The organism is Pseudomonas oryzihabitans (genome assembly GCF_032027545.1).
GTDB classification, from domain to species: domain Bacteria; phylum Pseudomonadota; class Gammaproteobacteria; order Pseudomonadales; family Pseudomonadaceae; genus Chryseomonas; species Chryseomonas oryzihabitans_F.
This window is the reverse complement of sequence record NZ_JAVSJB010000016.1, coordinates 77,383-104,245: the sequence shown is the minus strand read 5'-3', so window position 1 is coordinate 104,245 and position 26,863 is coordinate 77,383. Positions and strand designations below refer to the sequence as shown.

At 66.2% G+C, this 26,863-nt stretch carries 25 protein-coding genes; 12 read left to right on the top strand and 13 right to left on the bottom strand.

The annotated features are described in order from the left end of the window. Nucleotides 1-39: 39 nt before the first annotated feature. The 6 genes from cpdA to RND78_RS21425 all read left to right on the top strand — a co-directional run bounded on the left by cpdA (nt 40) and on the right by RND78_RS21425 (nt 7,337). Nucleotides 40-846 (top strand): 3',5'-cyclic-AMP phosphodiesterase, encoded by an 807-nt coding sequence (gene cpdA / locus RND78_RS21450; RefSeq protein WP_312731962.1) that lies wholly within the window; start codon nt 40-42, stop codon nt 844-846. Between the two features lie 128 nt (nt 847-974). Beyond that, the gene (locus tag RND78_RS21445; RefSeq protein ID WP_312731961.1) at nt 975-1,583 is read left to right on the top strand and encodes a YqiA/YcfP family alpha/beta fold hydrolase; all 609 of its coding nucleotides are present in this window, start codon (nt 975-977) and stop codon (nt 1,581-1,583) included. A 7-nt stretch (nt 1,584-1,590) separates the two neighbouring features. After that, the gene (gene parE / locus RND78_RS21440) at nt 1,591-3,489 is read left to right on the top strand and encodes a DNA topoisomerase IV subunit B (protein ID WP_312731960.1); all 1,899 of its coding nucleotides are present in this window, start codon (nt 1,591-1,593) and stop codon (nt 3,487-3,489) included. 124 nt (nt 3,490-3,613) lie between these two features. Then, on the top strand, nt 3,614-5,866 hold the full coding sequence (parC, locus tag RND78_RS21435; protein WP_312731959.1) for a DNA topoisomerase IV subunit A: 2,253 nt from the start codon (nt 3,614-3,616) through the stop codon (nt 5,864-5,866). Nucleotides 5,867-5,951: 85 nt separating this feature from the next. Beyond that, nucleotides 5,952-6,659 carry an LPS assembly lipoprotein LptE gene (locus tag RND78_RS21430; protein WP_312731958.1) on the top strand — a complete coding sequence of 236 codons (708 nt, stop codon included), beginning with the start codon at nt 5,952-5,954 and terminating at the stop codon, nt 6,657-6,659. 87 nt (nt 6,660-6,746) lie between these two features. Next, nucleotides 6,747-7,337, top strand: coding sequence for an LON peptidase substrate-binding domain-containing protein (locus RND78_RS21425; protein ID WP_312731957.1), 591 nt, complete (start codon nt 6,747-6,749; stop codon nt 7,335-7,337). A 127-nt stretch (nt 7,338-7,464) separates the two neighbouring features. Here RND78_RS21425 and RND78_RS21420 read toward each other — a convergent pair whose 3' ends face one another. Then, nucleotides 7,465-8,004 (bottom strand): type 1 glutamine amidotransferase domain-containing protein, encoded by a 540-nt coding sequence (locus RND78_RS21420; RefSeq protein WP_312731956.1) that lies wholly within the window; start codon nt 8,002-8,004, stop codon nt 7,465-7,467. Between the two features lie 222 nt (nt 8,005-8,226). Here RND78_RS21420 and RND78_RS21415 point away from each other — a divergent pair, with 222 nt between their 5' ends. From RND78_RS21415 to RND78_RS21405, 3 genes are all read left to right on the top strand, one after another. Beyond that, nucleotides 8,227-9,051, top strand: coding sequence for an HDOD domain-containing protein (locus RND78_RS21415; protein ID WP_312731983.1), 825 nt, complete (start codon nt 8,227-8,229; stop codon nt 9,049-9,051). A gap of 235 nt (nt 9,052-9,286) precedes the next feature. Beyond that, the gene (gene mutM, locus RND78_RS21410) at nt 9,287-10,099 is read left to right on the top strand and encodes a bifunctional DNA-formamidopyrimidine glycosylase/DNA-(apurinic or apyrimidinic site) lyase (RefSeq protein WP_312731955.1); all 813 of its coding nucleotides are present in this window, start codon (nt 9,287-9,289) and stop codon (nt 10,097-10,099) included. Next, complete coding sequence (locus tag RND78_RS21405) at nt 10,096-10,470, top strand: c-type cytochrome (RefSeq protein WP_312731954.1); 375 nt, start codon at nt 10,096-10,098, stop codon at nt 10,468-10,470. Before mutM ends, RND78_RS21405 begins: the two co-directional genes overlap by 4 nt. On the opposite strand, the gene RND78_RS21400 is transcribed toward RND78_RS21405, so the two are convergent. Genes RND78_RS21400 through RND78_RS21385 form a run of 4 tightly spaced genes read right to left on the bottom strand, consistent with a single transcriptional unit; the run spans nt 10,471 to nt 15,207 of the window. Next, nucleotides 10,471-11,997 carry a DHA2 family efflux MFS transporter permease subunit gene (locus RND78_RS21400; RefSeq protein ID WP_059230085.1) on the bottom strand — a complete coding sequence of 509 codons (1,527 nt, stop codon included), beginning with the start codon at nt 11,995-11,997 and terminating at the stop codon, nt 10,471-10,473. A gap of 53 nt (nt 11,998-12,050) precedes the next feature. Continuing rightward, complete coding sequence (locus RND78_RS21395) at nt 12,051-13,262, bottom strand: efflux RND transporter periplasmic adaptor subunit (RefSeq protein WP_312731953.1); 1,212 nt, start codon at nt 13,260-13,262, stop codon at nt 12,051-12,053. A gap of 16 nt (nt 13,263-13,278) precedes the next feature. Then, nucleotides 13,279-14,733 (bottom strand): efflux transporter outer membrane subunit, encoded by a 1,455-nt coding sequence (locus RND78_RS21390; protein ID WP_312731952.1) that lies wholly within the window; start codon nt 14,731-14,733, stop codon nt 13,279-13,281. Nucleotides 14,734-14,736: 3 nt separating this feature from the next. Next, a complete protein-coding gene (locus tag RND78_RS21385; RefSeq protein WP_059230082.1) occupies nt 14,737-15,207 on the bottom strand; it encodes a MarR family transcriptional regulator in 471 nt (156 codons plus the stop codon). Nucleotides 15,208-15,391: 184 nt separating this feature from the next. Here RND78_RS21385 and RND78_RS21380 point away from each other — a divergent pair, with 184 nt between their 5' ends. Next, nucleotides 15,392-16,330: an alpha/beta hydrolase gene (locus RND78_RS21380; RefSeq protein ID WP_312731951.1), complete on the top strand. Its 939-nt coding sequence runs from the start codon at nt 15,392-15,394 to the stop codon at nt 16,328-16,330. Nucleotides 16,331-16,336: 6 nt separating this feature from the next. On the opposite strand, the gene RND78_RS21375 is transcribed toward RND78_RS21380, so the two are convergent. Then, nucleotides 16,337-17,074 (bottom strand): DUF2059 domain-containing protein, encoded by a 738-nt coding sequence (locus RND78_RS21375; protein ID WP_312731949.1) that lies wholly within the window; start codon nt 17,072-17,074, stop codon nt 16,337-16,339. Nucleotides 17,075-17,253: 179 nt separating this feature from the next. Between RND78_RS21375 and RND78_RS21370 the strand changes: the two genes are divergently transcribed. Both RND78_RS21370 and RND78_RS21365 read left to right on the top strand, forming a co-directional pair. Continuing rightward, nucleotides 17,254-17,886 carry a 2OG-Fe(II) oxygenase gene (locus tag RND78_RS21370; RefSeq protein WP_312731947.1) on the top strand — a complete coding sequence of 211 codons (633 nt, stop codon included), beginning with the start codon at nt 17,254-17,256 and terminating at the stop codon, nt 17,884-17,886. A gap of 32 nt (nt 17,887-17,918) precedes the next feature. Then, nucleotides 17,919-18,413: a DUF523 domain-containing protein gene (locus RND78_RS21365; protein ID WP_312731946.1), complete on the top strand. Its 495-nt coding sequence runs from the start codon at nt 17,919-17,921 to the stop codon at nt 18,411-18,413. On the opposite strand, the gene RND78_RS21360 is transcribed toward RND78_RS21365, so the two are convergent. The 7 genes from RND78_RS21360 to RND78_RS21330 all read right to left on the bottom strand — a co-directional run bounded on the left by RND78_RS21360 (nt 18,410) and on the right by RND78_RS21330 (nt 26,734). After that, nucleotides 18,410-18,610 (bottom strand): hypothetical protein, encoded by a 201-nt coding sequence (locus RND78_RS21360; protein WP_059230077.1) that lies wholly within the window; start codon nt 18,608-18,610, stop codon nt 18,410-18,412. The genes RND78_RS21365 and RND78_RS21360 overlap by 4 nt on opposite strands. 122 nt (nt 18,611-18,732) lie before the next feature. Then, the gene (locus RND78_RS21355) at nt 18,733-20,091 is read right to left on the bottom strand and encodes a uracil-xanthine permease family protein (RefSeq protein WP_312731943.1); all 1,359 of its coding nucleotides are present in this window, start codon (nt 20,089-20,091) and stop codon (nt 18,733-18,735) included. Nucleotides 20,092-20,229: 138 nt separating this feature from the next. Then, on the bottom strand, nt 20,230-22,119 hold the full coding sequence (locus RND78_RS21350; RefSeq protein ID WP_312731942.1) for a methyl-accepting chemotaxis protein: 1,890 nt from the start codon (nt 22,117-22,119) through the stop codon (nt 20,230-20,232). 328 nt (nt 22,120-22,447) lie between these two features. After that, nucleotides 22,448-23,215 carry an ATP-binding cassette domain-containing protein gene (locus RND78_RS21345; RefSeq protein ID WP_312731941.1) on the bottom strand — a complete coding sequence of 256 codons (768 nt, stop codon included), beginning with the start codon at nt 23,213-23,215 and terminating at the stop codon, nt 22,448-22,450. Continuing rightward, nucleotides 23,215-24,297 (bottom strand): ABC transporter permease, encoded by a 1,083-nt coding sequence (locus RND78_RS21340; RefSeq protein ID WP_312731940.1) that lies wholly within the window; start codon nt 24,295-24,297, stop codon nt 23,215-23,217. The genes RND78_RS21345 and RND78_RS21340 overlap by 1 nt, the downstream gene beginning before the upstream one ends. 98 nt (nt 24,298-24,395) lie before the next feature. Continuing rightward, nucleotides 24,396-25,424 carry a sugar ABC transporter substrate-binding protein gene (locus RND78_RS21335; protein WP_312731938.1) on the bottom strand — a complete coding sequence of 343 codons (1,029 nt, stop codon included), beginning with the start codon at nt 25,422-25,424 and terminating at the stop codon, nt 24,396-24,398. A gap of 65 nt (nt 25,425-25,489) precedes the next feature. Further along, the gene (locus RND78_RS21330; protein WP_312731937.1) at nt 25,490-26,734 is read right to left on the bottom strand and encodes a carbohydrate porin; all 1,245 of its coding nucleotides are present in this window, start codon (nt 26,732-26,734) and stop codon (nt 25,490-25,492) included. Nucleotides 26,735-26,863 lie beyond the last annotated feature (129 nt).

Below are 26,863 nucleotides of genomic sequence, written 5' to 3'. Positions count from 1 at the left end.
CTGCCTGCGCTCGTTGTTCTCTTTGCCTAGGAGGCTTTGGTGAGTTCGCCGGATAGTGTCAACGCTCCCCTCGTCGTCCAATTGACCGACAGCCATCTGTTCGCCCGGGCGGATGGCAAGTTATTGGGCATCGACACCGCCGCTAGCCTGCGGCAGGTCGTCGCTCAAGTGATGGCGGAACAGCCACGCATCGACCTGCTGCTGGCCAGTGGTGACCTCTCCCAGGACGGTTCGGTGGCCTCCTACCAACGCTTCTGCGAATTGACCGATCCCCTCGCCGCGCCCATGCGCTGGCTGGCAGGCAACCACGACGAGAATGCGCCCATGGCCAAGGCCTGCGGCGACCGCGACTTCATGGAGACGGTCACCGACCTGGGTGCCTGGCGCCTCATCCTGCTCGACAGCACCGTGCGTGGCTGCGTGTTCGGCGAACTGGGTCAGGCGCAACTGGCGACCCTGGACCAGGCTCTGGCCGCCGCGCCTGACCGGCCGGCGCTGATCTGCCTGCACCATCACCCGGTTCCCGTGGGGTGCGGCTGGATGGAACCCCTGGGCCTGCATCGCCCGGACGAGCTGTTCGCCGTGCTGGATCGGCACCCGCAGGTCAAGGTGGTGCTCTGGGGCCATATCCACCAGGAATTCGATCAGTTCCGTAACGGGGTACGGCTGCTGGCCTCGCCTTCTACCGGTCTGCAATTCGAGCCTGGCAGCCAGGATTTCAAGGCCGGCGACCAGGCGCCAGGCTATCGCTGGTTGCGTCTGCTGCCCAATGGCGAGCTGGAGACCGGTGTCTCGCGCCTGCAACAGCACGGGTTCACTGTGGACCACAGCGCGGCGGGCTACTGAGACGAGCGGCTTCGCTCGGGCGCTGGCATAGCGAACGGGTTCCAGGCCGATGCGGATCGGCCACCTTGGTGTCGGAGTCGAAACGGGTTACTCTTTTACCTGTTTTTTTATCCAGTAGGAGCGGCCCGATGCCGTCGATCCTCTATATCCATGGCTTCAACAGCTCACCCGCTTCCCACAAGGCGCAGCAGCTGACCGCCTGCATGGCCCGGCTAGGTCTGGCCGACTGGCTGCGAGCCCCTGCGCTGCCCAACGACGCCAGCGCCGCCTGCACCCTGTTGGAGCGCCAATTGGCCGAGCTGGACGCCCCCTTGCTGGTCGGCAGCTCCCTGGGCGGCTACTATGCCACCGTCCTGGCCGAGCGCCACGGGCTCAAGGCCGTGCTGATCAACCCCGCGGTCCGTCCCTGGCGCTTCATGGAGCACTACCTGGGGCCGCAGCGCAATCACTACACCGGCGAGACCTGGACCCTCACCGAGGCCCATGTCGAGGCTCTGCGGGCACTGGAGGTCGCCGCGCCGGTGGACCCGGAGCGGTTCCACGTGTGGCTGCAGACCGGCGACGAGACCCTCGACTACCGCGACGCCGAGCGTTACTACGGTGCCTGTACCCTGCGCATCGAGCAGGGCGGCGACCATGGCTTCCAGGGCTTCCAACGCCAGTTGCCGCTGCTGCTGGAACTGGCCGGCTTCGACCCGGCGCTCTGGCGCGATCTGGATTTCAACACCTTCGAATAGAGACCCCATGGCCACGCAAAACGCCTACAACGCCGACGCCATCGAAGTCCTCTCCGGACTCGACCCGGTGCGCAAGCGCCCCGGCATGTACACCGACACCTCCCGGCCCAACCATCTGGCCCAGGAGGTCATCGACAACAGTGTCGACGAGGCCCTGGCCGGTCATGCGCGTTCGGTGCAGGTGATCCTGCACGCCGACAATTCCCTCGAGGTGATCGACGACGGCCGTGGCATGCCGGTGGACATCCACCCGGAAGAGGGCGTTTCCGGCGTCGAGTTGATCCTCACCAAGCTGCACGCCGGCGGCAAGTTCTCCAACAAGAACTACCAGTTCTCCGGTGGTCTGCACGGCGTGGGCATTTCCGTGGTGAATGCGCTGTCGACCCGCGTCGAGGTGCACGTCAGGCGCGAGGGCAGCGAATACGCCATGGCTTTCGCCGACGGCTTCAAGGCCAGCGAACTGGCCGTGGTCGGCAGCGTCGGCAAGCGCAATACCGGCACCAGCGTGCATTTCTGGCCGGACCCCAAGTATTTCGATTCACCCAAGTTCTCCGTCAGCCGCCTCAAGCACGTGCTCAAGGCCAAGGCGGTGCTTTGCCCAGGCCTGGCCGTGAGCTTCCACGACGAAGCCAGCGGTGAGCGCAGCGAATGGCACTACGAGGACGGCCTGAGATCCTACCTGGTGGACACCGTAGGCGACGCCCTGCGGCTGCCCGAGGCGCCTTTCCACGGCAGCCTGGCCTCGGCCAGGGAAGCGGTGGACTGGGCCCTGTTCTGGCTGCCCGAGGGCGGCGAGTCGGTACAGGAAAGCTACGTCAACCTGATTCCCACCGCCCAGGGCGGCACCCACGTCAACGGCCTGCGCCAGGGCCTGCTGGATGCCATTCGCGAATTCTGCGAATTCCGTAACCTCTTGCCGCGTGGTCTCAAGCTGGCGCCGGAAGATGTCTGGGAGCGCATCGCCTTCGTTCTCTCGATGAAGATGCAGGAGCCGCAGTTCTCCGGCCAGACCAAGGAGCGCCTGTCCTCCCGCGAGGCCGCCGCCTTCGTCGCCGGGGTGGTCAAGGACGCCTTCAGCCTCTGGCTCAACGCCCATCCCGAGCTGGGCCAGCAGATCGCCGAACTGGCCATCAACAACGCCGGCCGCCGCCTCAAGGCGGGCAAGAAGGTCGAGCGCAAGAAGATCACCCAAGGCCCGGCGCTGCCCGGCAAGCTGGCCGATTGCGCCGGCCAGGACCCGATGCGATCCGAGCTGTTCCTGGTGGAGGGCGACTCCGCCGGCGGCAGCGCCAAGCAGGCGCGCAGCAAGGAATTCCAGGCCATCATGCCGTTGCGCGGCAAGATCCTGAACACCTGGGAGGTGGACGGCAGCGAGGTGCTGGGCAGCCAGGAGGTGCACGACATCGCTGTGGCCATCGGCATCGATCCGGGCAGCGCCGACCTCAGCGGCCTGAGATACGGCAAGATCTGCATCCTCGCCGATGCCGACTCCGACGGCCTGCACATCGCCACCCTGCTGTGCGCCCTGTTCGTGCAGCATTTCCGCCCGCTGGTGGATGCCGGTCACGTCTACGTGGCCATGCCGCCGCTGTACCGCATCGACCTCGGCAAGGAGGTCTACTACGCACTCGATCCAGCCGAGCGGGATGGCATCCTCGATCGACTGGCGGCGGAGAAGAAGCGCGGCAAGCCGCAGGTGACCCGCTTCAAGGGCCTCGGCGAGATGAACCCGCTGCAGTTGCGCGAGACCACCATGGACCCCAACACCCGGCGCCTGGTGCAACTGACCCTCGACGACGTGCCCGCTACCCTCGAGATGATGGACATGCTGCTGGCCAAGAAGAGATCCGGCGATCGCAAGAGCTGGCTGGAGTCCAAGGGCGACCGCGCCGAAGTGCTGATCTAAATAGGTTGGCTGCGCCTATCGCGGCCATGGGTCGCTCCTACAGGTGTATCGAGCCCCTGTAGGAGCGGTCCATGACCGCGATGGACCGGGCCCCCGATCAAAGACGTAACACCAAAGGATTCCCATGAGTGCACCCCTCGACCTGAGCCTGGATGGCGTCGAACGCCGTTCGCTGGCCGACTTCACCGAGAAGGCGTATCTGGATTACTCCATGTACGTCATCATGGACCGTGCCCTGCCGCACATCGGCGACGGTCTCAAGCCGGTACAGCGTCGCATCGTCTACGCCATGAGCGAGCTGGGCCTGGACGCCGACGCCAAGCACAAGAAATCCGCCCGTACCGTGGGTGACGTGCTCGGCAAGTACCACCCCCACGGCGACTCTGCCTGCTACGAAGCCATGGTGCTCATGGCCCAGCCGTTCTCCTACCGCTATCCGCTGGTAGACGGCCAGGGCAACTGGGGGGCGCCGGACGATCCCAAGTCCTTCGCCGCCATGAGGTACACCGAGGCGCGGTTGTCGCGCTATTCCGAGGTGCTGCTCAACGAACTGGGGCAGGGCACGGTGGACTGGGTGCCCAACTTCGACGGCACGCTGAACGAGCCGGCGGTGCTGCCGGCGCGGCTGCCCAACCTGTTGCTCAACGGCACCACCGGCATCGCCGTGGGCATGGCCACCGACATTCCGCCGCACAACCTGCGCGAGGTGGCGGCCGCCTGCATTCGCCTGCTGGACGATCCCATCGCCGGAGTGCCGGAACTGCTCGAACACGTGCCCGGGCCGGACTTCCCCACCGAAGCCGAGATCATCACGCCGCGCGCCGACCTCCGTAAGATCTACGAGACCGGCCGCGGCTCGGTGCGCATGCGCGCCGTCTACCGCCGCGAAGACGGCGACGTGGTCATCACCGCGCTGCCGCACCAGGTCTCAGGTTCCAAGGTGCTGGAGCAGATCGCCGCCCAGATGCAGGCCAAGAAGCTGCCCATGGTGGCCGACCTGCGCGACGAGTCGGACCACGAGAATCCGACCCGCATCGTCATCGTGCCGCGTTCCAACCGCATCGATGCCGACGAGTTGATGCAGCACCTGTTCGCCACCACCGATCTCGAGTCCAGCTACCGGGTCAACCTCAATGTCATCGGCCTGGATGGCAAGCCCCAGGTCAAGGACCTCAGGCAGATTCTCCAGGAGTGGCTGATCTACCGTATCGGCACGGTGCGCCGCCGCCTGCAATTCCGCCTGGACAAGGTCGAGCGCCGCCTGCACCTGTTGGACGGCTTGCTGGTCGCCTTCCTCAACCTCGACGAGGTGATCCACATCATCCGTACCGAAGAGCATCCCAAGCAGGCGTTGATGGCCCGCTTCGAGCTCTCCGAGGAACAGGCCGACTACATCCTCGAAACCCGGCTGCGGCAACTGGCGCGGCTGGAGGAGATGAAGATCCGCGGCGAGCAGGCCGAGTTGCTCAAGGAGCAGAAGCGCCTGCAGACCCTGCTGGGCAGCGACAAGAAGCTGCGCGGCCTGGTCCGTGACGAACTGCTCAAGGACGCCGAGACCTATGGCGACGAACGTCGCTCGCCCATCGTCGAGCGCGCCGAGGCCAAGGCGCTGTCCGAAACCGAGCTGATGCCTACCGAGCCGGTCACCGTGGTGCTCTCCGAGAAGGGCTGGGTGCGCCAGGCCAAGGGTCACGACGTCGACCCGACCGGGCTGTCCTACAAGGCCGGAGACGGTTTCAAGGTGGCGGCCCTGGGGCGCTCCAATCAGTTCGCGGTGTTCATCGACTCCACTGGGCGCAGCTATTCCGTAGCCGCGCATTCGCTGCCCTCGGCGCGGGGGCAGGGCGAGCCCCTGACCGGACGCCTGACGCCACCGCCGGGCGCCAGTTTCGAATGCCTGCTGCTGCCCGACGACACCGGCCTCTATGTGCTCGCCTCTGATGCCGGCTATGGCTTCGTGGTCAAGGGCGAAGACCTGCAGGCCAAGAACAAGGCCGGCAAGGCACTGATCAGCCTGCCTAATGGCGCCAAGGTGTTGCCACCCAAGCCGGTGGCCTCCCTGGAAGACACTTCCATCGCAGTGGTCACCAACGAAGGCCGCCTGCTGGTGTTCGCCATCAGCGAGCTGCCGCAACTGGCCAAGGGCAAGGGCAACAAGCTGATCTCCATCCCCGGCGAACGAGTCGCCAAGCGCGAGGAATACGTGGTCGACCTAGCCGTGGTACCGGCCGGGGCGTCCCTCACCTTGCAGGCGGGCAAACGGCCCTACACCCTCAAGGGCAGCGACCTGGAACACTATCGGGCCGAGCGGGGCCGGCGCGGCAACAAGCTGCCGCGTGGCTTCCAACGGGTGGACTCGCTACAGGTGGAAACTTGAGCCGCCTGCGGTCAACCGCTAGCATAGGCCCGATTTTTTCGACCAGGACTCGCAGGGCCACTGGGCCCGTCGAGAGCGATCTTCGATGAAACGGATGCGTCTCGCCAGGTTGGCGTTGGTGGCTGTGCTGGCTGGCCTGGGTGGTTGCGCCAGCCTCGGCCCCACTCATTACTACCAGCTCGATGGCGGCAACGTTCGAGCGCCTGCCAGCAAGGATAGGGGTGTCGCGGTATGGATCGAAAGCCTGCAACTGGCCGACTACCTGCAGCGTGACGTGCTGCTGGAGCGTCAGCCCGATGGCAGCCTGGCGACCACTCGCGATCACTGGGCCGGTCCGCTCAATGCCAACATGCGCCAGTTGCTGCAACGCCAACTCGCCAGTCGCCTGAACAGCGGCCGGGTAGTGGTGGGCGAACCGCCGGAAGGCTTCGAGCCGCAGTACCGGCTGGAACTCAACGTCACCCGCCTCGATGCGGGCGACCGCGCAGCGGCCGTGCTGGATGCCGGCTGGCAGTTGCGCGATGCCCAGGGCAAGCTGCTGGATACCCAGGTTGTCCATCTGCAGGCCCGCCATGCCGGTGATCGCGCGGCCCAGGTACGCGCCCAGGGTGATCTGCTGCAGCAGCTGGCGGCGCGGCTGGCCACCGATCTCACCAAGGTGGCCCAGCGCAGCAGGCGTGACAGCGAGACGGCCCGCAAGGAGCCGAAGAAACTCGTGGAAGAGGCCCAGGCCAAGCCGACCCTGCCGGCCGTGGTGCCCATTCGTACCGGCGCCGAGGTCTACCGCTTCTGACCCGGCATTCCCCGCGCGTCGCCGCGTGGGGAATGCTCGTGGCGTTCGACGATCCATCCAGCAGGACCAGCTGTCCTCGGAGGTTCCATGTCGCTCCCCCTGTTTCCGCTGAATACCACGCTGTTTCCCGGCTGCCGTCTCGATCTGCAGCTGTTCGAGGCCCGTTACCTGGACATGCTCGGTCGCTGCCTCAAGCAGGGTACCGGCTTCGGCGTGGTGACCATCCTCGAAGGCCGCGAGACCGGCGCGGCGCCCGATCGGCTGGGTACCTACGGTTGCGAGGCCTTGATCCGTGACTGGCAGCAGCAGAGCAACGGCCTGCTCGGCATCCGTGTCGAGGGCGGGCGTCGCTTTCGCCTGCTGAGCCAGGAGGAGCAGGTCGATCATCTGGTCGTGGGCGAGGTGGAGTGGCTACCCGAGGCGGCCCCTCAGCCCCTGCGCGATGCCGATGGCGATCTGCTGGCGCTGCTGGTCGCCCTGGCCGAGCATCCCATGGTGGCCGGCCTGGGCATGGGCGGGGAGGTCGCCGACCGCCAAGCCCTGGGCTGCCAGCTGGCCTATCTGCTGCCCTTCGAGGCGCGCCTCAAGCTGGCCTGGCTGGGCATGAACGACCAGGGCCAGCGCCTGGCCGACATCGAGCGTCACCTGGTGGACTTGCAGGGTGACTTTCAGGCCTGAATCCAAACGCCGGGCAAAAGAAAGCCCGCCGGGCAGGGCGGGCTAAAAGTGCTTTGGGGGCACTCGATAAGACTTGGCACTTTGCCACGAGTTCAGTCTTATGAGATCAAAGTGCCATTCTTCAGCATCAGCCCGCCAGCAGCTTGATGAATTCGCGATTGAAGGCCGGGATGTCGTCTGGCTTGCGGCTGCTGACCAGCGTCCCGTCGACGATGACCTCGCGATCCTGCCAGGTGGCACCGGCATTCTTCAGGTCGTCGGTCAGCGATGGCCAACTGGTCAGGGTCTTGCCCTGCACCAGGCCAGCGGAGATCAGCAGCCAGGCGCCGTGGCAGATGACGGCAACCGGTTTGCCGGCGTCGGCGATCTGCTTGGTCAACTGCTGGGCCTTGGCATCGGTGCGGATGGTGTCGGCGTTGACCACGCCACCGGGCAGCAGCACGGCATCGTAGTCACCGGCATTGGCTGCGTCGAAGGTCAGGTCGACCGCAAAGGAGTCGGCCGGATCGGTATGGTTCCAGCCCTGCACCTGGCCGGATTCGGCGGAAATGATGTGGGTCTGGGCACCTGCCTGTTCCAGGGCCTGCTTGGGGCCGGTGAGTTCGGCCTGTTCGAAGCCGTCGGTGACCAGGATGGCGATCTTCTTGCCGTTCAGGGATGTAGCCATGGTTGTGGATACCTCGGGTCGGAATTCGGTAGGGGCTGGCCTTTTGCCGGCGCCCTTCATTCCGGCCACGGCAGGCCAGACGAAGTTCCTTCGTCGCGCCCGATGGCATCCGGCCGTGCCGCGGGGTAAATTTGCGACATCCATCGCAGAGTAGTCCCCATGTCCCAAGCCTCCCCCCAACTGACCGAGGAGCAGATCCGCCAGGCTCTGCAAGGCATCAGCATCCCGCCGCAACCGCAGATCATGGTGGACCTGCAACTCGAGCAGATCATGCCGAACCCCGATCTCAAGGTCATCGCCCGTCTGATCGGGCAGGACCCGGGGCTGTCGGGCGCCCTGCTCAAGCTGGTCAACTCGCCGTACTTCGGCCTGAGCAACCGCATCACCTCCATCCAGCGTGCGGTCAATCTGCTGGGCAGCCAGTCGGTCATCAATCTGATCAACGCCCAGTCGATCAAGGGCGAACTCACCGACGAGACCATCGTCATCCTCAACCGCTTCTGGGATACCGCCCAGGACGTGGCCGAGACCTGCCTGAGCCTGGCCAAGAAGACCGGTTATCCGACCCCTGACGAGGCCTATGCCCTGGGGCTGTTCCACAACTGCGGCATCCCGCTGATGCTCAAGCGCTTCCCCAACTACATGGCGGTGCTGGAAGAGGCCTACGCCAGCGTCAACGAGCAGGTGCGGGTGGTGGACGTGGAGAACCGCCTGTTCAACACCAACCATGCCGTGGTGGGCTACTTCATCTCGCGCTCCTGGCGCCTGCCGGAACACGTTGGCCAGGCGATCGCCAACCACCACAATGCCCAGTCGGTGTTCGACGAGGAGTCGACCACCGACATCCAGATCAAGAATCTGCTGGCCCTGCTGAAGATGGCCGAGCACGTCTGCGGCTGCTATCGAGCCCTGGGCAGCCAGGACGAGGATCGCGAGTGGCAGGCCATCGCCCCGCGGGTGCTGGATCACGTCGGGTTGTCCGAGTACGACTTCGAGTCGGTCAAGGAGACGATCCTTGAGATGGGCAGCGGTCGGATCAATTACTAGATTTGGTTAAAAGGGCCTGCGCTCGGCCATGCGGCGTTGAAAACCAGCTCGGAATGCTCATTTACCCTTTGTAAACTCGTGCGCGAGCCCGGTCCGCTTCCTCGCTGTTTTGATTCGCTGGCGCTCACCCTTCGGGCCAGCCTTCGGCTGTTACTCCCGTTGGTCGTTGCGCCTTGCCTGACCTTCGCTCGGCGCCTTTTAAGCCAAATCTCTGGAATAACCCTCCTGGATCCCCATGCCCGAATTACCTGAAGTCGAAACCACCCGCCGCGGCATCGAGCCCCATGTCGTCGGTCAGCGCGTGCGCCGGGTCATCGTCCGCGATGCCCGGCTGCGCTGGCCGGTGCCCGAGGATCTCGACGTGCGCCTGTCCGGCCAGCGCATCGAGGCCGTGGAACGCCGTGCCAAGTACCTGCTGATCCGTGCCGAGAGCGGCACCCTGATCGGTCACCTGGGCATGTCCGGCAGCCTGCGCCTGGTTCCCGCCGACCAGCCGCCGGCCAAGCACGAGCACGTCGACATCGAGCTGGAGTCCGGCCTGTCGCTGCGCTACACCGATCCGCGCCGCTTCGGTGCGCTGCTCTGGACCCAGGACCCCCACGCCCATGTGCTGCTCAGCAAGCTGGGGCCCGAGCCGCTGACCGCGGCCTTCGACGGCGGTCGGCTGTTCGAGCTGTCGCGCGGGCGCAGCATGGCGGTCAAGCCCTTCATCATGGACAATGCCGTGGTGGTGGGGGTGGGCAACATCTACGCCGCCGAAGCGCTGTTCGCCGCCGGTATCGATCCTCGCCGCGCTGCTGGCAGCATTTCCCGGGCACGCTACGATCGCCTGGCGGAAGAGATCAAGAAGGTGCTGGCGCGCTCCATCGAAAGCGGTGGCACCACCCTGCGCGACTTCATCGGCGGCGACGGCGCGCCGGGGTATTTCAAGCAGGAGCTGTTCGTCTACGGGCGTAAGGGCGAATTCTGCAAGCTCTGCGGCACCGGCCTGCAGGAGATCCGCCTCGGCCAGCGGGCCAGCGTCTACTGCCGGAAATGCCAGCGGTGAAGACCCTGGCCGGGGTGGTCCTGCTGATGCTGCTGGGCAGGGAAGCGGCCTGGGCCGATGCCGACAACGGCCGCAACCTCTTCCTGCGGCGTTGCCACAACTGCCATTCCGTCGGGCCGGGTGCCCAGTCTGGCTTCGGTCCTCAGCTCAACGACCTCTTCGGCCGCCAGGCGGGTGGCCTGACCGGCTACAACTATTCCGAAGCCATGCGCCAGGCCGGTTTCGCCTGGGATCGCGAGGCCCTGGCGGCCTTTCTTCGGGATCCCGAGGCGAAGGTGCCGGGCACCAAGATGAGATTCTGGGGCATCGGCGACGCCGAGGACCTGCGCGACATCGCCGACTACCTGCAAACGCAGCATGCCGCCCCCTGATCAATGATCTCCGCCACCTGCTCCCGGCTTGGCCGCGAAGGGCGGTTTGGCCAGCCAGATGATCAGGAACAGCCCCATGAAGATCCAGCCGAGCAGGGTGAAGTAATCCACCGTGGAGAGCATGTAGGCCTGGCTCTCCACCACCTTGTCCAGCTGGGCATAGGCCTGTTGCGACGGCCCGCCGAGGGCGTCCAGGTAGTGCTGGGTAGCCGGGCTGTAGACGGTCACGTCCTCGGTCAGCTGGGCATGGTGGTGGATGGCGCGGCGCTGCCACAGCCAGGTGGTCAGGGAGGAGGCGAAGCTGCCGCCCAGGACCCGCAGGAAGGTGGCCAGGCCGCCGCCGTCCGCCAGTTCCGATGGCTTGAGGCTGGACAGCAGGATGCTGGTGGTGGGCATGAAGAACAGCGCCACGCCCAGGCCCATGAAGGTCTGCACCTCGGCGATGTGGCGATAGTCCACCTCGTTGTTGAAGGTGGCGCGCATGAAGCACGACGCCCCGATCACCAGGAAGGAGCCGCCGGCCAGCAGCCGTAGGTCGGTCTTGTGCGCGAACTTGCCCACCAGCGGTGAGAGGATCACCGGCAGGATGCCGATGGGCGCCGCGGCCAGGCCTGCCCATACCGGGGTATAGCCGAGCTGGGTCTGCAGCCATTGGGGCAGCAGCAGGTTGATACCGAAGAAGCCCGAATAGCCCAGCACCAGCGCCAGGGTGCCGAAGCTGAAGTTGCGATAGCGGAACAGCCGCAGGTTGACGATGGGGTGCTTGTCGGTCAACTCCCAGATCACCAGGGCGGTCAGGGCCACGGCGGAGAGGGCGGCGCCCAGGCAGATCAGGTTGGATTCGAACCAATCCAGGTCGTTGCCCTTGTCCAGCACCACCTGCAGCACGCCAACGCCGATCACCAGCAGGATCAACCCGACGTAGTCGATGGGCTGGCTCACCAGTTTTTCCGGCTTCTTGCCCAGTTGGCTCCAGACCACCAAGGTGGCGAAGATGCCGATGGGAATGTTGATGAAGAAGATCCAGGGCCAGCTGTAGTTGTCAGTGATCCAGCCCCCGGCGATGGGCCCGATGATGGGCGCCACCACCGTCACCATGGCCAGCAGCGCCAGGGCCATACCGCGCTTGGCGGCGGGAAAGATCGCCAATAGCAGGGTCTGGGCCATGGGGTAGAGCGGACCGGCGACGAAGCCCTGCATGGCGCGGAAGATCACCAGCTCGGGCATGGAGGTGGCGATGCCGCAGAGGAAGGAGGTGATGACGAACAGCACCACGGCGGCCATGAACAGCTTCACCTCGCCGAAGCGCCGCGCCATCCAGCCGGTCAGCGGCAGGGCGATGGCGTTGCTCACGGCGAAGGCGGTGATGACCCAGGTACCCTGTTCCGAGCTCACCCCGAGGTTGCCGGAAATGGTGGTCAGGGCGACGTTGGCGATGGTGGTGTCGAGCACCTGCATGAAGGTGGCCAGGGACAGGCCCACCGTGGCGAGCACCAGGCTCGCCGGGCGAAAGGCGTTATCGCTCATGACGGGTTACCAGAAGGGTGGGCGGGGAGGCTCGCCGACGAGCCTCCAGGACTTCAGCGCTTGGCGACGCCGGCAGCACGCGCCGCCGGACCGTTGACGTGGATGATCTGCTGGATCAGCTGGTCGGCATCGGCCAGTTGGTGATCGTAGACGTCGGTGCTGTAGCGCGGCTGCTGCGGGGTGGTGGTGGGCAGGCGAGCGCCGTCCTGGTCATGCAGGTCGACATCGACGATGGTCGACAGGCCGATGCGCAGCGGATGCTTGTCCAGGTTGTCTGCCTCCAGGTGGATCCGCACCGGCAAGCGTTGGACGATCTTGATCCAGTTGCCGGTGGCGTTCTGTGCCGGCAGCAGCGAGAAGGCGCTACCGGTGCCCACGCCCAGGCTCTCCACGGTGCCGCGATAGCGCACGTCGTCGCCATAGAGGTCGGAGTGGATTTCCACCGGCTGGCCGATGCGCATTTCGGCGAGCTGGGTTTCCTTGAAGTTGGCGTCGATCCAGATCTGGTCCAGGGGGACCACGGCCATCAGCGCCGCGCCGGGCTGCACGCGACTGCCCACCTGCACGGAACGCTTGGCGACGTAGCCACTGACCGGCGCCACCAGGGTGCTGCGGGCGTGGTTGAGATAGGCCTGGCGCAGCTGGGCGGCGGCGGCCTTGACGTCCGGGTGCGAGGCGATCTCGGTGTCGTCCACCAGTGCCTGGTTGGTGTCCAGTTGCTGCTGGGCGGAGGTCAGGGAGCTCTGCGCCGCTACCAGGGTGTCCCGGGCGTGGGCCAGCTCTTCCTTGGAGATGGCGCCACCCTTGGCCAGTTGCTGGCGCCGGGCGTAGTCGGCGCGGGCACGGTCCACCTCGACGCGGCGGGCGGCGACCTGGGCCTTGTAGCTGTCGACGTTGCTGTACAGGCCGCGCACCTGGCGTACGGTCTTGGCCAGGTTGGCCTCGGCGCTCTGCTGGGCGACCGCCGTATCGCTGGGATCGAACTCCACCAGCATCTGGCCCTGTTTGACATAGTCGCCATCGTCCACGGCGATGCGGGTCACGGTGCCGGTGACCTGGGGCGTGATCTGCACCAGGTTGCCATTGACGTAGGCGTCGTCGGTGCTGGCGTGGAAGCGGCCATAGAACAGGTGGTAGCAGTAGACGCCCACGCCAGCCAGGATCACCAACAGCAGTAGCAGCAGCAGGAAGAGTTTGCGTTTGCCGGAGCGCTGCGGCTTCTGCTCCTGGGCATTGTCTTGGGGGGTTGCGGCAGAATCGGCCATGATCGCGACCTCGGTATCAGTGAGTGGCCGCGGCGGTGGGCGCCGGCGGCAGTGTGGACGGTTGGAAGCCGCCACCCAGGGCCTGCATCAGCAGCACACCGCTGTCGATGCGGTCGGCCTGGAGGCTGGCGAGCTGGCGGTCGGCCTGCAGCAATTGCTGCTCGACGGTCAGGGCGTCGAGGTAGTTGCCGATGCCGGCGCCATAGCGCTGCATGGCGATGTCGAAGGAGCTCTTGGCGATGTCCCTTGCCCGCTGCTGGTCGACCAGCTGCTGGTCCAACGAGCGCTGGCGGGTGATGGCATCGGCGATGTCACCCAGTGCCTGCACCAGGGTCTGGTTGTACTGGGCCACGGCCAGGTCGTAGTCGGCATCCCGACTGGCGAGATCGGCGCGGCGGCGACCGCCGTCGAAGATCGGCAGCGACAGCGCCGGACCGACGTTGAAGAAGCGCGCCGGGGCGCCGAACAAGGCATCGCCGAGGATGGCCTTGCTGCCGGCGGCCACCGTCAGGTTCAGGTTGGGATAGAAGTTGGTCTTGCTCGCGGCGATGTCCTTGCTCGCGGCCTCCACGCGCCAGCGGGCGGCGATCAGATCCGGACGGCGCCCGACCAGTTCGGCGGGCAGCTGTGCCGGCAGACTCACCGCGGTGGGGGCGATCAGCCTGGGTCGCGGGATTTCGGCGCCGCGATCGGGTCCCTTGCCCAGCAGCACGGCGAGACGGATCTGGGCACTGCGCACCTGCTGCTCGGCGGCCGTGTGCGAAGACGCCGCGCTGGCTTCCAGACTCTGGGTTTGCTGCAGCTGGTAGTCGCTGTCGAGGCCGGCGTCCACCCGGCGCTGGGCCAGGTCGAGCATGCCGCGGGTGCGGTCCAGGTCCTGCTGGGCCACGTCCAGGTTGGCATAGGCGAGGCCGAGCTGGTTGTAGGCGCGGCTGACGTTGGCGGCCAGGGTCAGGCGGGCGGCCTGGCGATCCACTTCGCCGGCGCGAGCCCGGCCGAGGGCCGCTTCCCAGGCGGCGCGCTGGCCACCCCAGAGATCGAAGCTATAGCTGCCGCTGAGGTCCAGCTGGCGCAGGGTGCTATAGCGGTCGCCCTGGCCCGCGGGATCGTCCGGCCGCGCCAGGCGCGAGCGGGTCACTCCGGCATTGGCGTCGAGTTGCGGATAGCGATCGGCATCGGCGGCCAGCACCGCGGCATCGGCCTGGCGGCTGCGGGCGTCGGCTTCCTGCAGCGACGGACTGTCGCGCAAGGCCTCGCGAATCAGGTTGTCCAGTTGCGGATCGCCGAGCCGGGTCCACCAGTCGGCGCTCGGCCACTGGGCAGGCGAGAGACGGTCGCTGGCGAAGGTGGCCTCACCCTTGAGGGTCGCCGGGTCCACGGCGTGCCCCTGGGGATTCAGACCCGCGGACGACACGCAGCCTGCCAGCAGCAGGGCGGTGCAGAGGGCGGTCAACGGCAGGCGGAAGGTCATGGGTCAGAGGTCTCCAGTGGGCTCGGGCAACAGGCCGGAGGGGCCGAGCAGCCGGTGCAGCAGGCGTTCCAGTTCATCCAGCTCCTGGCGGTCCAGGCATTGGGTGAGGTCATTGAGGGCATCCACGCCGATCTGCATGAGTTCGCTGCTCAGCGCCTTGCCCTGGTCGGTCAGCTCCAGGCGTACCTGGCGGCGATCGCTCAGGCTGCGCACCCGGCGCAGCAGGTCCTTGGCTTCGAGGCGATCGAGCATGCGGGTCATGGCGCCGCTGTCGAGGGACAGGCAGCGACTGAGTTCGGCCGGGGTATCGGTCAGGTCGCGGGCGAGTAGCAGCAACACCTTGAACTGGGCGGCGGTGATGTCGTACGGCGCGAGGTGACTGTCCAGCAGGCGATCCTTGTACTGGTTCGCCAGGTGGATGAGATGGCCTACGGAGTAGCGCAGGGGAAAGTTGCTACGGTCGAAATGTGACATTGCAGTATCTGCCCAGGCAATCAAGCGGTTCCAGAATACTGCCTAGGCAGTGAAATATTCAGTCATCATTGCGGGCAACTGTCTTACGATTAATGAAACAATTGGTAATGGTTGTCGCCGGGGCTTGTCGTCGCCCGTCCCGGCCACCGATCATGGTCGGCCCTTGCCTGAACGATCCGCTGCGATGACCGCTTCCTTCGATCTAGACCGGCTGCGCCAGGCGTTGGTGCCGTTGCGCTTCGATCTGCCGCCCGATGCCGAGCACCAGGGCTACCGCCGCTACTACCGGCTCACCGACAGCCTGGTGCGACCGGAGGTGACGGTGGCCCTGGGCAGCCTGGCCGCGGGCGACTACCAGCTCGCGGTGCAGGGCTGGTGGCCGTCCGCGCCGCGGGGCAGCGTGCTGCTGCTGCACGGCTACTACGATCACATGGGGCTCTATGGCCACGTGGTGGACTGGGCACTGTCGCGCCAATTGGCGGTACTGGCCTGCGACCTGCCCGGACATGGGCTGTCGAGCGGGGCGCGCGCCAGCATCAATGACTTCGCCGAATACCAGAGCGCCTTGGCGGCGCTGATCGCCGAGGCGCGTCGCCTGGACCTGCCGCGGCCCTGGCATCTGCTCGGCCAGAGCACCGGCGGCGCCATCCTGCTGGACTATCTGCTACGGGGAGAGCCGGCGCCGGAAGTGGGGGAGACGGTTCTGCTGGCGCCCCTGGTACGCCCCCATGCCTGGCGGCAGGGGCTGTGGACCTATCGCCTGGTCAAACCCTTCGTGCGGGCCCTGCCGCGGCGTTTCTCGGTGAATTCCGGCGATCCGGCCTTTCTCGAGTTTCTGCAACAGGATAGCTTGCAACCCCGGGAGCTGCCCGCCCAGTGGGTCGGCGCCCTGGCGCGCTGGATTCCCCAACTGGAGGCGGCGTCCCCCAGCACCCGCACGCCCCTGGTGATCCAGGGCGAGCAGGACTTCACCGTCGATTGGCGCCACAACCTGGGGGTGCTGGAGACCAAGTTCGCCCGGCCCGAGGTGCTGCGCCTGCCCGAGGCACGGCACCACCTGGTCAACGAGACCGAGGCGCTGCGCCGGCGTTACTTCCGCTGGCTGGACGAGCGCCTCGCCTGAGCCGTCCTACTGGCCGCCGCCACCCAGGCCGGCGCGCAGGGCGGCCACCGCCGCCCGGTAGTAGGTCGTGCCGTCGGGCGAACTGGCGAAGTCGGCGAACTGGCCGAGTTCGTTGTCGTTCAGGGTGCGATAGACATAGAGCAGGGTATTTTCCAGGTCACCGGCGTTCATCTGCTGGATGAATCTCTGGCGCTGCTGCTCAATCATCCCGCCGGACTGCTGCTGGCCCAGCAGGCCCGGCAGCATCGAACTCAGGCTGTCGGCCGCGAGGCCCGCCAGGGCCACGCTCACCTCGGCGCCGGCCTCACGCACTGGCAGGGCAGTGGCCAGGCGCTTGGCCAGGGCCCGGCGCGCCGGGCTGGCCTGCATCTGGGGGACGCCGTTGGCGTTCTTTGCCAGTTGGTCGCTGCGGGTGGCGGCGATTTCCGCCGCGACCACCTTCTGGCCCACCGGCGACTGGAAGAACTGCAGGGCGGGCCCTTCCGCCGGCAGGTTCTGCCGCAGGGCGGCGAGGGCGCGCTGGTCGATGGCCGCGGCGGTGTAGCGTTTGTTGCTGTTGTCCACCAGGCTCTGGTAGAGCGCCGGCGGCAGGCTGTTCTGGTAGCGTTGCTGGGCGGCCTGCAGGGCGTCGCGGAAGTGTCCGCGCTGCTCGGGCCAGCCCGCGGCCTGGTAGAGACTGACCGCATCGTCGGCGAAGGTCGGCAGGGCGACGGCGAAAAGCAGGGAAGCGAACAGAACGCGCATGGACACCTCGAACAGCGGCGCAGAGCCGGAAAGTCCGCCATTGTCGGCAACCCCAGGCTGACTGTCGAGGCGCTCGTCCCGGGCATTCGTCGCCTGGTCCTGGCAGGCGCGCAGGAGCGGCGGACTTCTCTTACACTCTCCTTCCCGCCGGCTGTGTCCGGTCCCGCACGGTTTTCCCGATGGCGCTGCACCCCGAGCATCCCCTGCTGCAACGTATCGTCGACGATCTCGCCGAGCATGGCTGGTCACGGCAGAGCATCTTCCTGCCCCTGGAGTTGACCGCTGAGCTTGCGGCCGAATGCCGGCTGCGCCACGCCCGGGGCGAACTGGAACGCGCCGGCATCGGCCGCGGCGAGAGTCCGCTGATTCGCGAAGGGGTGCGTGGCGACCACATCGCCTGGCTGGAGCCGGACGACGCCCATCCGGGCGTGCAGCGCTATCTGCAATTCATGGACACCCTGCGCGAGGCGTTCAACCGCACCCTGTTCCTCGGTCTCGAGGACTATGAGAGCCATTTCGCCCTCTATCCACCCGGCGCCTTCTATGCCCGCCATCTGGATCGCTTCCGCGACGATGACCGGCGCATGGTCTCCCTGGTGCTCTATCTCAACGACGCCTGGTTGCCGGAGCAGGGCGGCGAGCTGCGTCTTTACCTGGACGCGCAGCGTCACCAGGACGTGCTACCCCTGGGCGGCAGCCTGGTGTGCTTCCTGTCCGGCCAACTGCCCCATGAGGTGCTGCCCGCCACCCGCGAGCGACTGTCGCTCACCGGCTGGTTCCGCCGACGTGGCGACAACCCGCTGCAGGGCTGAGGCGTACACTGGCGTCTGCTCGTGGAGGACGCATGGAAAAGATTCTGGTGAGTCGCTGCCTGCTGGGGCACCGGGTGCGCTACGACGGCGGCGCCCACGGCCCCTTCGATCTGTTGGGTGTCTGGCAGGCCGAAGGCCGCATCGTACCCCTCTGCCCGGAAGTGGCGGGTGGCCTGTCCACGCCGCGCCCGCCGGCGGAGATCCCCGGCGGCCAGGGTGGGGAGGTGCTGGATGGCCAGCGGCCGGTCATGACCGACAGCGGCGCGGACGTGACCGCCGCCTTCGTCGCCGGTGCCGAAGCCGCCCTCGAACTGATCGCTCGTCACGGCATCCGCCTGGCGGTACTCAAGGCGCGCAGTCCGTCCTGCGGCAACCTGGAAAACTACGATGGCAGCTTCAGCGGTATCCGGGTCGCGGGCGAGGGGGTCACGGCGGCGGCCTTGAAGCGCGCTGGGGTCTCTGTCTTCAACGAGACCGAATTGGCCGCGGCGCAGCGGGCGCTGGCAGAGCTGGAAGCCGGCGCCTAGAGGGTGTCCGGCTGGCGTCCCAGCAGCCGCTGGAAATGCGCCTTCTGTACGAAGCAGCCCTTGGGAAAGCGCCAACCCACCAGTTCACCGGGCTGCTTCTCAAGGTTCTGCGCGAAGACCGTGGCGCCCATGGCGCGCGCCAGGGCCGCATATTCGCGCAGCGGGACCTTAACGACAGGAACATCCGGGCTGATCATGGGCGCTCTGCTGGGTGGCGCGCCGGTGCGCGAAACGACGCGCGTGGGCGAGTCCACAGGTGACTTGCCCAAGCTATCGGCACCTCTTTTTGGAACTTCAGCGCCGGGATGAAAAAGTTCGTCTAGTCAGCGGCTTTGGCGGCTTCCGGGAGGAACCAGTTCAGCAGCAGCGCGCAGAGACCGCCGGTGGCCACGCCCGATTCCAGCACGGCGCGCAGACCGGCCGGCAGGTGGGCGAGGAATTCCGGCACCTGGGAGATGCCCAGGCCCAGGGCCAGGGACACCGCGATGATCAGCAACGCGCGGCGATCCAGCTCGACCCCGGCGAGGATATTGATGCCCGAAGCGGCCACCGCGCCGAACATCACCATGGCCGCGCCACCGAGCACGGGCTCGGGCACCGCCTGGATGACCCCGGCCACTGCCGGGAACAGCCCCAGCAGCACCAGAATGACGGCGATCCACAGGCCGACGTGGCGGCTGGCGATGCCAGTCAGCTGGATCACCCGGTTGTTCTGCGCGAACACCGAGCTGGGAAAGGTATTGAACAGCCCAGCCAGCAGCGAATTGGCGCCGTTGACCAGCACCCCGCCCTTGATCCGCTGCATCCACAGCGGGCCTTCCACCGGTTCGCGGGAGACCTTGCTGGTCGCGGTGATGTCGCCGATGGCCTCCAGGGAGGTCACCAGGTAGATCACCAGCAGCGGCACGAACAGCGACCAGGAAAAGCCCAGGCCGAAATGCAGCGGCGTGGGGATCTGCACCCAGGCCGCTTCACGCATGCCGGTGAAGTCCAGCCGACCCAGCCAGGCGGCCAGGGCGTAGCCCAGCAGCAGGGCGACGACGATGGCGCTGCTGCGCAGGCCGCGTAGCGGGAGGCGGTTGAGCACCACGATGGTCGCCAGCACCGTGCCCGACAGCAGCAGGTTCTCGCCGTTGGCGAAGGTACCGTTGCCCAGGGCGGTGAAGCCACCGCCCATGCTGATCAGGCCGACCTTGATCAGCGTCAGGCCGATCATCAGCACCACGATGCCGGTCACCAGCGGCGTGATGAGTCTTTTGACGAAGGGCAGCACCCGCGAGACGCCCATCTCGACGAAGGAACCGGCCATGACCACGCCGAAGATGGCGGCCATCACGGCTTCCACCGGGGTGCCGTTCTTCACCATCAGGGCCCCGCCCGCGATCAGCGGGCCGACGAAGTTGAAGCTGGTGCCCTGGACGATCAGTAGCCCGGCGCCGAAGGGGCCGAAGCGACGGCACTGGACGAAGGTGGCGACGCCGGAGATCACCAGCGACATGGAGACGATGAGGTTGGTGTCGCGCGGGGCGACGCCCAGCGCCTGGCAGATCAGCAGGCCGGGGGTGACGATGGGCACGATGATCGCCAGCAGATGCTGGATGGCGGCGAGCAGGGCGATCAGCGGGCGCGGCCGGTCTGCGGGACCGTAGAGCAATTCGGAGCGAGGGGACTGGGACATGGGCGGGTCGTCGCGGCAAAGCGCCGATCTTACCGGATGCGCACGTCCCTGGGCGTCGCCTGGTCGGCAGCAGCCGCGACCGAGCTCCACCGGCAAGATACCCGCCTGCCAGCATGGCAGGCGGGTGTCCAGGGCGCCCTAGAGAATGAAGCGCGCCACGTCGCGGTTTAGATCGGCGGCGTGATGCTGCAGCGAGCGCGATTGCCGTTCCGAATCCTGGGCGCCGCTGGCCAGGGTATCGCCGAGTGCCTTGATGGTGATGACATTGCGGGTGATCTCCTCGGTCACCGAGGTCTGTTCCTCGGCGGCGGTGGCGATCTGCAGGGACATCTCGGAAATGACCCCGGCGCTCTGGGCGATCTCCTCCAGCGCGCTGGAGGCCCGTTCCACGTCGGCCACGCTGCGTTCGGCGATGTCCTTGCTGCTGTCCATGCGCTGCACCGCCTGGCGGGTCATCTGCTGGAGCGCGCCGATGGTCTCGTTGATTTCCCGTGTCGACGCCTGGGTCCGCTGTGACAGCGTACGCACCTCGTCGGCGACCACCGCGAAGCCGCGACCGTGCTCACCGGCCCGGGCCGCCTCGATGGCCGCGTTCAGGGCGAGCAGGTTGGTCTGCTCGGCGATGCTCTGGATGCTTTCAAGCACCTTGGCGATGGATTGCGAGTGATGATCCAAGTCACCGATCACCCGGGTTGCATCGTCCACTTCCCGGGCCAGGCTGTTGATGGACAGCTTGCTGGTCTGCACCAGGTTCAGACCCTGGGTGGTGCTCTCGGAAGACTGGCGGATGGCGTTGGCCGTCTGCTCGGCATTGCGGGCGATTTCCTGGGTCGCGGAAGACATCTCCGTGACGGCGGTGGCCACCAGGGTGATCTCCTGCTGCAGGCGCCCGAGTTCCTGGGTCGAAGAGGCGCTGCGCTGCAGGACTTTCTGCGACTCCGCGTCCACGTTCTCGGCATGCTGACGAATGCCTCTGATCAGGCCGTGCAGGCTGGCGACGAACTGATTGAAATGACTCGCCAATCCGCCGACCTCGTCGGTGCTCTGCACGGAAATCCGTCGGGTGAGATCGCCCTGGCCCTCGGCGATCACTTGCAGGCCCGCCGATACCACGCCCAAGGGCTTGAGCAGGTAGCTGCACAGCAGATTGATGAGTACCAGCGATGCGCCCAGCACCACGGCCAGGATGGCGATGCTGATCCAGAGCTGTCGCTGCAACGGGGCCAGGAGCACGCCGTCGTCGACGATCATGATCAGGGTCTCGCCGTCGCGATTCATGGGCGCGGCGTACAGGCGCTTGCCGGCGTCAGTCTTGACGTAGCTTTCGCCTGGTGCCTGGGCCAGGCGTCGGACCGTGTCCTCGGTGAGCATCGGATAGAGTTCGGTGAGTGGCTTGGCCAGCAGGCCGGCGTCCTCATGCCCAAGCACGATATTCTGACCGTTGACCAGCACGGCGCTGCCATCGCCCGGCATCTGTACCCGCTTGAGTTGCTCGAGGATGTCGCGGATGCTCACATCCGCCCCGACCACCGCGCCCGTCTTGCCGCCCGCCTGCAGGGCCCAGCCCAGGGACAGCACGTTCTGCTTGGTCGCCGCCGCCACGGTCGGGATGGAGAAGAACACCTTGCCCGGCACCTGCTGAGCCTTCTGGTACCACAGCCATTTGCGCGGATCGTTGTTGTCCGGCGGCAGCTGGACGCCATTGGCATTGACCTGGCTGCCATCGTCGCGGGCATAGAAGACGTTATCGAAGCCACCGGACAGCTTCACCTGGTTGAGGCTGGCAGGAAGATTCGCGTCCTGGGTCTCTGCCGACAGGGCGCTCAGGGCGGCGGCCTTGCCATCGAGCCACTGCTTCACTCCGCCGTTGAAGACGAAGCTGACCGTCTTCAGCTGTTCGACCGTCGAGGCTTCGAGCGCCGCCTTGGTGCCGATGAAGTTGATGGTCGTCAACCCGACGCCCACCACCAGTACTGCGGCGGTGGCGGACAGCGAAAGTTTCTGTTTCAGAGACAGAGCGAAGGGCATGGCCAGACCTCTCGATATTGTTGGTTTTCATTGCCCCTTTATCGACTGGAGGGCGCGACGACTTGAAGCGTTTTGTCAGCTTTTTTCATAGGCTGAATCCTTTCATCAAGGTGTCTCGATCAAGATTCTCAGCGAGCTATCAGACGTTTTATGCCTGGGTTCCGAAAGCAATCCAGAGAGACGCGACGGCCGGTCTCGCCTGCACGATGGCACGCGCTCGCGGTGGGCGGCAGCCGGCGGCCTACCAAGGGTGCGGCCATGTACCCAGGAGCGCGCCATCCCGGACCGGCGGCTATCCGATGTCCGGATGGCGCTCCTGGCGTGCGGTCTAGGCCGCCACCGTCTGAGCCCCGGTCATCAGCGCCACGGCGTCGGCCATGGAGTGCTCGCGCGGGTCGATCACCGTCAGCCGGCGGCCCAACCGATGGATGTGGATGCGGTCGGCGATCTCGAACACATGGGGCATGTTGTGGGAGATCAGCACGATGGCGATGCCGCGGGCGCGGACGTCGAGGATCAGTTCCAGTACCTTGCGGCTTTCCTTCACTCCCAGCGCCGCGGTGGGTTCGTCGAGGATGATCACCTTGGAGCCGAAGGCTGCCGCCCGCGCCACCGCCACGCCCTGGCGCTGGCCGCCGGACAGGGTCTCCACTGCCTGGTTGATGTTCTGGATGGTCATCAGCCCCAGTTCGGAGAGCTTTTCCCGGGCGATGCGTTCCATGGTCTTGCGATCCAGGGTGCGGAACAGTCCGCCCAGCAGCCCCGGCTTGCGCAGTTCGCGACCGAGGAAGAGGTTGTCGGCGATGGACAGCGCCGGTGACAGCGCCAGGTTCTGGTACACCGTCTCGATGCCGGCGCGCCGGGCGTCGATGGGCGAGGCGAACTGGATCGGCCGGCCTTCGAAACGGATCTCGCCCTCGTCCGGGCGCAGGGCACCGGAAATGGCCTTGATCAGGGAAGACTTGCCGGCGCCGTTGTCGCCGATCACGGCGAGGATCTCGCCGGGCAGCAGGTCGAAATCGGCGTGGTCGAGGGCGGTGACACGGCCGTAGCGCTTCACCAGGCCACGCGCCATGAGGAGAGGTTCGGTCGTCATCAGCTGGCCGCCTTTCTGATCCATTGGTCGATAGCCACGGCCGCGATGATGAGCGTGCCGATCAGCAGATAGGTCCATTGCACGTCGGTGCCCAGGAGGCGCAGGCCGAGGGCGAAGACGCCGACGATCAGGGCGCCGAACAGCATGCCGAGGATCGAACCGCGCCCGCCGAACAGCGAGATGCCGCCGATCACCACGGCGGTGATGGACTCGATGTTGGCGAACTGGCCGGCGGTGGGCGAGACCGAGCCGATGCGGCCGATCAGGACCCAGCCGGCGAAGGCGCAGATGAGGCCGGACAGGCCGTACACGGTGATCAGCATGCGCCGCACATTGACCCCGGCCAGGGCCGCGGCCTCGGGGTCGTCGCCCACGGCGTAGAGATGACGGCCCCAGGCGGTGTGGTTGAGCACGTACCAGAGCAGGGCGACCAGCGCCACCAGGGCGATCACGCCGTAGGTGAAGACGGCACCGCCCAGGCGGAAATTCTCGCCGAACAGCTGCAGCAGCGGTGCCGTGGCGCCGATCTCCTGGGCCCGGATGGTCTCGTTGCGCGAATAGAGGAAGTTCGCCGCCAGCACGATCTGCCACATGCCCAGGGTGACGATGAAGGGCGGCAGCTTGATGCGTGCCACCAGCCAGCCGTTGGCCATGCCGCACAGGGCGCCCACCGCCAGGCCGCAGAGGATCGACAGCTCAACCGGCAGGCCATAGCGGAAGGTGAACTGGCCCATGATCACCGAGGACAGCACCATGATGGCGCCTACCGAGAGGTCGATGCCGGCGGTGATGACCACCAGCGTCTGGGCCGCGCCGACGATGCCGGTGATGGCCACCTGCTGCAGGATCAGGGTGAGGGCGAAGGCGGAAAAGAACTTACCGCCCAGCAACGCCCCGAAGATGCCCAGGGAGAGCAGCAGCACCAGCAGCGAGACCGCCGAGGGGCGCGAATGCAGGAAGTGACGGAATCTGAGCAGCGCGCTGCGTTCGTCGCGGTGGAAGGAGGCGACCTCCGTCGCACTGTGCTTGAGCACCTGCTCGAACGGCTGGCCGGCCGAGGAGGGCGGGATCGGATCGCTCATGGCAATCTCCTGATAGCGGGAACACGGCCGAGGGACGGTCGTCCGCGCCAACGCGTTCGGCGTGGGCGACCGTTCCGGTCAGCTGGAACGACGGGGCATCAACCCCAGCATTTCTTCAAACCGGTCTTGCTGTCGATGGAGCGCACGCCGGGCACCGGCTTGTCGGTTACCAGCTGGACACCGGTGTTGACGAAATCCTTGCCCTGGGTGGGGACCGGCTTGGCGCCGGTGTCGGCGAAGGTCTTCACCGCATCGATGCCCAGTGCCGCCATGTGCAGCGGGTACTGCTGGGAGGTGGCGCCGATCACGCCGTCCGCCACGTTGCGCACGCCTGGGCAGCCGCCGTCGATGGAGACGATGAGCACGTCCTTCTCGCGGCCGACGGCCTTGAGCGCCTCGTAGGCGCCGGCGGCGGCCGGTTCGTTGATGGTGTGCACCACGTTGATGTTGGGGTCTTTCTGCAGCAGGTTCTCCATCGCCGCCCGGCCGCCTTCCTCGTTGCCGTTGGTCACGTCGTGGCCGACGATGCGCGGATCGGTCTCGTCGCCGATGCGGGTCTGGTCCTTGGGATCTATGCCGAAGCCGATCATGAAGCCCTGGTCACGCAGCACGTCTACCGACGGCTGCGACGCGTTCAGGTCGAGGAAGGCCACTTTGGCATCCTTGGCCTTGTCGCCCAGGGTATCCCGCGCCCACTCGCCGATCAGCTTGCCGGCCATCAGGTTGTCGGTGGCGAAGGTCATGTCGGCGGCGCTCGCCGGGTCCAGCGGCGTATCCAGGGCGATCACCAGGATGCCGGCCTCACGGGCCTTCTGCAGGTTGGGCACGATGCCCTTGGTGTCCGAAGCGGTGATCAGAATGCCCTTCACCCCATCGGCGATGCAGGTCTCGATGGCGGCCACCTGACTTTCGCTGTCGCCATCGATCTTGCCGGCGTAGGTCTTGAGCGTCATGCCCAGTTCCTTGGCCTTGGCGGCGGCGCCTTCCTTCATCTTCACGAAGAAGGGATTGGTGTCGGTCTTGGTGATGAGGCAGGCAGAAACCGGAGCCGCCTGAGCGGTGCCGACGCTCAGGGCCGCTACCAGCACACAGCCGGCGAAGGAAGACAGGGAGACGGTTCTTTTCATTGTTGTACGCTCGGATGGGACGAAGAGAGGGCGACCGGCGGAAGGCGCCGGTCGCCGCCGAGTGGCTACCACCACTGCTCGATCTGGAAGCCGACGTTGGAGCCATGCAGATCGTTGCCGAAGGTGCCGGTGCTGGACAGCGCCGAACCCGGATCGAACTGGTCGGCCGCGTTCTGCGCCGCCCGGTTCCACACAGCATAGGTGTAGAACAGGCGGAATTCCGGCCGGCTCTTGAACTCCGGTCCCTTGGGCGACCAAGTGGGTGCCAGGGTCAGCTTGGTCAGCTTGCGGGTGCCGCCGGGCGCTTCCACCTGGTCGTGGCCCAGTTCGGTGGAGAACTTGAACTGGTCGCTGATGCCGTACACCAGTCGGCCACCCAGGGACGTCCAGCGCAGGTCGTTGCCGTTGGGTCGTTCGTCCTTCTGATACACCGCGGCCACCTGGCCGCCCCAGTAGCGGCTGATCTGCCAATCGAAGAAGTCCACTACCCGGTAGGAGACGTCCGAGCTGCTCAGGGTCGGATCGCCGGTGCTGCCCAATGCGGTGCCCGGACCCTGGCCGCGCTGAACGGCGAAGGTGTTGACGCCGCCCCAGCCCAGGAAGTTGGCCTGCTTGTGCTGCAGGGTCACCGCGATGCCGCTGTTGGCATTGGGCTGGTTGGTGGGCTTGTCCAGGTAGCTGACGCCGATCTCCAACGAACCATTGGGGTTGGTGTTGAAGCCGGCGACGTTGAAGTCGAAGCGGTTCTGGAAGTCCTTCTGGTTCTGGTTGTCCTTGCGCGAGAAGGCCACGCTGTATTTCAGGCCGCCGATGTTGACGTCCTCGATACCGCCGCCGGTGGCGCTCTGGTTCCAGTAGAAGAAGTCGGAGATGTGGATGTCGTTACGCTTGTAATAACGGCGGCCGGCCCAGACGTTACCGCCGTTGAGGGCAGCGACGTTGTTCCAGTAGGCGTAGGCCTGGGGCAGACGGATCTGGCCGTTGTCGCCGTGGAAGGTCGGGGTGCGGTCGTACTGGTTGTACAGGCTGGCCATGCCATAGACGCCGACGGCGGAGCCATCGTCCAGCGTCAGCACGTCCTGCTTGGCGGCGAATTCGCCGTATTGCTCACATTCGTTACCCAGACGGTACTTGGATTGGGCACCCGGCAACTTGAAGCAGCGCATCGAATCGGAACCGGATGAATCACCCAGGCCGGTACGGAAGTAGCCGGTGGTTTCGAAGGCGTGAACGGTGGGGACGAGGAGGAGAGTACCTAGAAGGGACGCAGCAGAAACCCTGGCCAGCGGGATAGCCTTTTTCTTATTCATGTTTTTCCCTGAATTTATTGTTTTTGTGTTCAGCAGTGCAGCCTGGTCACGCCGAGTTGTGCTCCTGAAGCAGCTCTAAGGTGTGACCATTGGCGGTAACCAGACTACAAACCGGTCGCTGAATCAATT

Coding starts and splice junctions, on each gene's coding strand:
- RND78_RS21445 (WP_312731961.1), top strand. CDS start 975: ATGCCGTCGATCCTCTATATCCATGGCTTCAACAGCTCACCCGCTTCC.
- parE (WP_312731960.1), top strand. CDS start 1,591: ATGGCCACGCAAAACGCCTACAACGCCGACGCCATCGAAGTCCTCTCC.
- parC (WP_312731959.1), top strand. CDS start 3,614: ATGAGTGCACCCCTCGACCTGAGCCTGGATGGCGTCGAACGCCGTTCG.
- RND78_RS21430 (WP_312731958.1), top strand. CDS start 5,952: ATGAAACGGATGCGTCTCGCCAGGTTGGCGTTGGTGGCTGTGCTGGCT.
- RND78_RS21425 (WP_312731957.1), top strand. CDS start 6,747: ATGTCGCTCCCCCTGTTTCCGCTGAATACCACGCTGTTTCCCGGCTGC.
- RND78_RS21420 (WP_312731956.1), bottom strand. CDS start 8,004: ATGGCTACATCCCTGAACGGCAAGAAGATCGCCATCCTGGTCACCGAC.
- mutM (WP_312731955.1), top strand. CDS start 9,287: ATGCCCGAATTACCTGAAGTCGAAACCACCCGCCGCGGCATCGAGCCC.
- RND78_RS21400 (WP_059230085.1), bottom strand. CDS start 11,997: ATGAGCGATAACGCCTTTCGCCCGGCGAGCCTGGTGCTCGCCACGGTG.
- RND78_RS21395 (WP_312731953.1), bottom strand. CDS start 13,262: ATGGCCGATTCTGCCGCAACCCCCCAAGACAATGCCCAGGAGCAGAAG.
- RND78_RS21390 (WP_312731952.1), bottom strand. CDS start 14,733: ATGACCTTCCGCCTGCCGTTGACCGCCCTCTGCACCGCCCTGCTGCTG.
- RND78_RS21385 (WP_059230082.1), bottom strand. CDS start 15,207: ATGTCACATTTCGACCGTAGCAACTTTCCCCTGCGCTACTCCGTAGGC.
- RND78_RS21380 (WP_312731951.1), top strand. CDS start 15,392: ATGACCGCTTCCTTCGATCTAGACCGGCTGCGCCAGGCGTTGGTGCCG.
- RND78_RS21375 (WP_312731949.1), bottom strand. CDS start 17,074: ATGCGCGTTCTGTTCGCTTCCCTGCTTTTCGCCGTCGCCCTGCCGACC.
- RND78_RS21370 (WP_312731947.1), top strand. CDS start 17,254: ATGGCGCTGCACCCCGAGCATCCCCTGCTGCAACGTATCGTCGACGAT.
- RND78_RS21365 (WP_312731946.1), top strand. CDS start 17,919: ATGGAAAAGATTCTGGTGAGTCGCTGCCTGCTGGGGCACCGGGTGCGC.
- RND78_RS21360 (WP_059230077.1), bottom strand. CDS start 18,610: ATGATCAGCCCGGATGTTCCTGTCGTTAAGGTCCCGCTGCGCGAATAT.
- RND78_RS21355 (WP_312731943.1), bottom strand. CDS start 20,091: ATGTCCCAGTCCCCTCGCTCCGAATTGCTCTACGGTCCCGCAGACCGG.
- RND78_RS21350 (WP_312731942.1), bottom strand. CDS start 22,119: ATGCCCTTCGCTCTGTCTCTGAAACAGAAACTTTCGCTGTCCGCCACC.
- RND78_RS21345 (WP_312731941.1), bottom strand. CDS start 23,215: ATGACGACCGAACCTCTCCTCATGGCGCGTGGCCTGGTGAAGCGCTAC.
- RND78_RS21340 (WP_312731940.1), bottom strand. CDS start 24,297: ATGAGCGATCCGATCCCGCCCTCCTCGGCCGGCCAGCCGTTCGAGCAG.
- RND78_RS21335 (WP_312731938.1), bottom strand. CDS start 25,424: ATGAAAAGAACCGTCTCCCTGTCTTCCTTCGCCGGCTGTGTGCTGGTA.
- RND78_RS21330 (WP_312731937.1), bottom strand. CDS start 26,734: ATGAATAAGAAAAAGGCTATCCCGCTGGCCAGGGTTTCTGCTGCGTCC.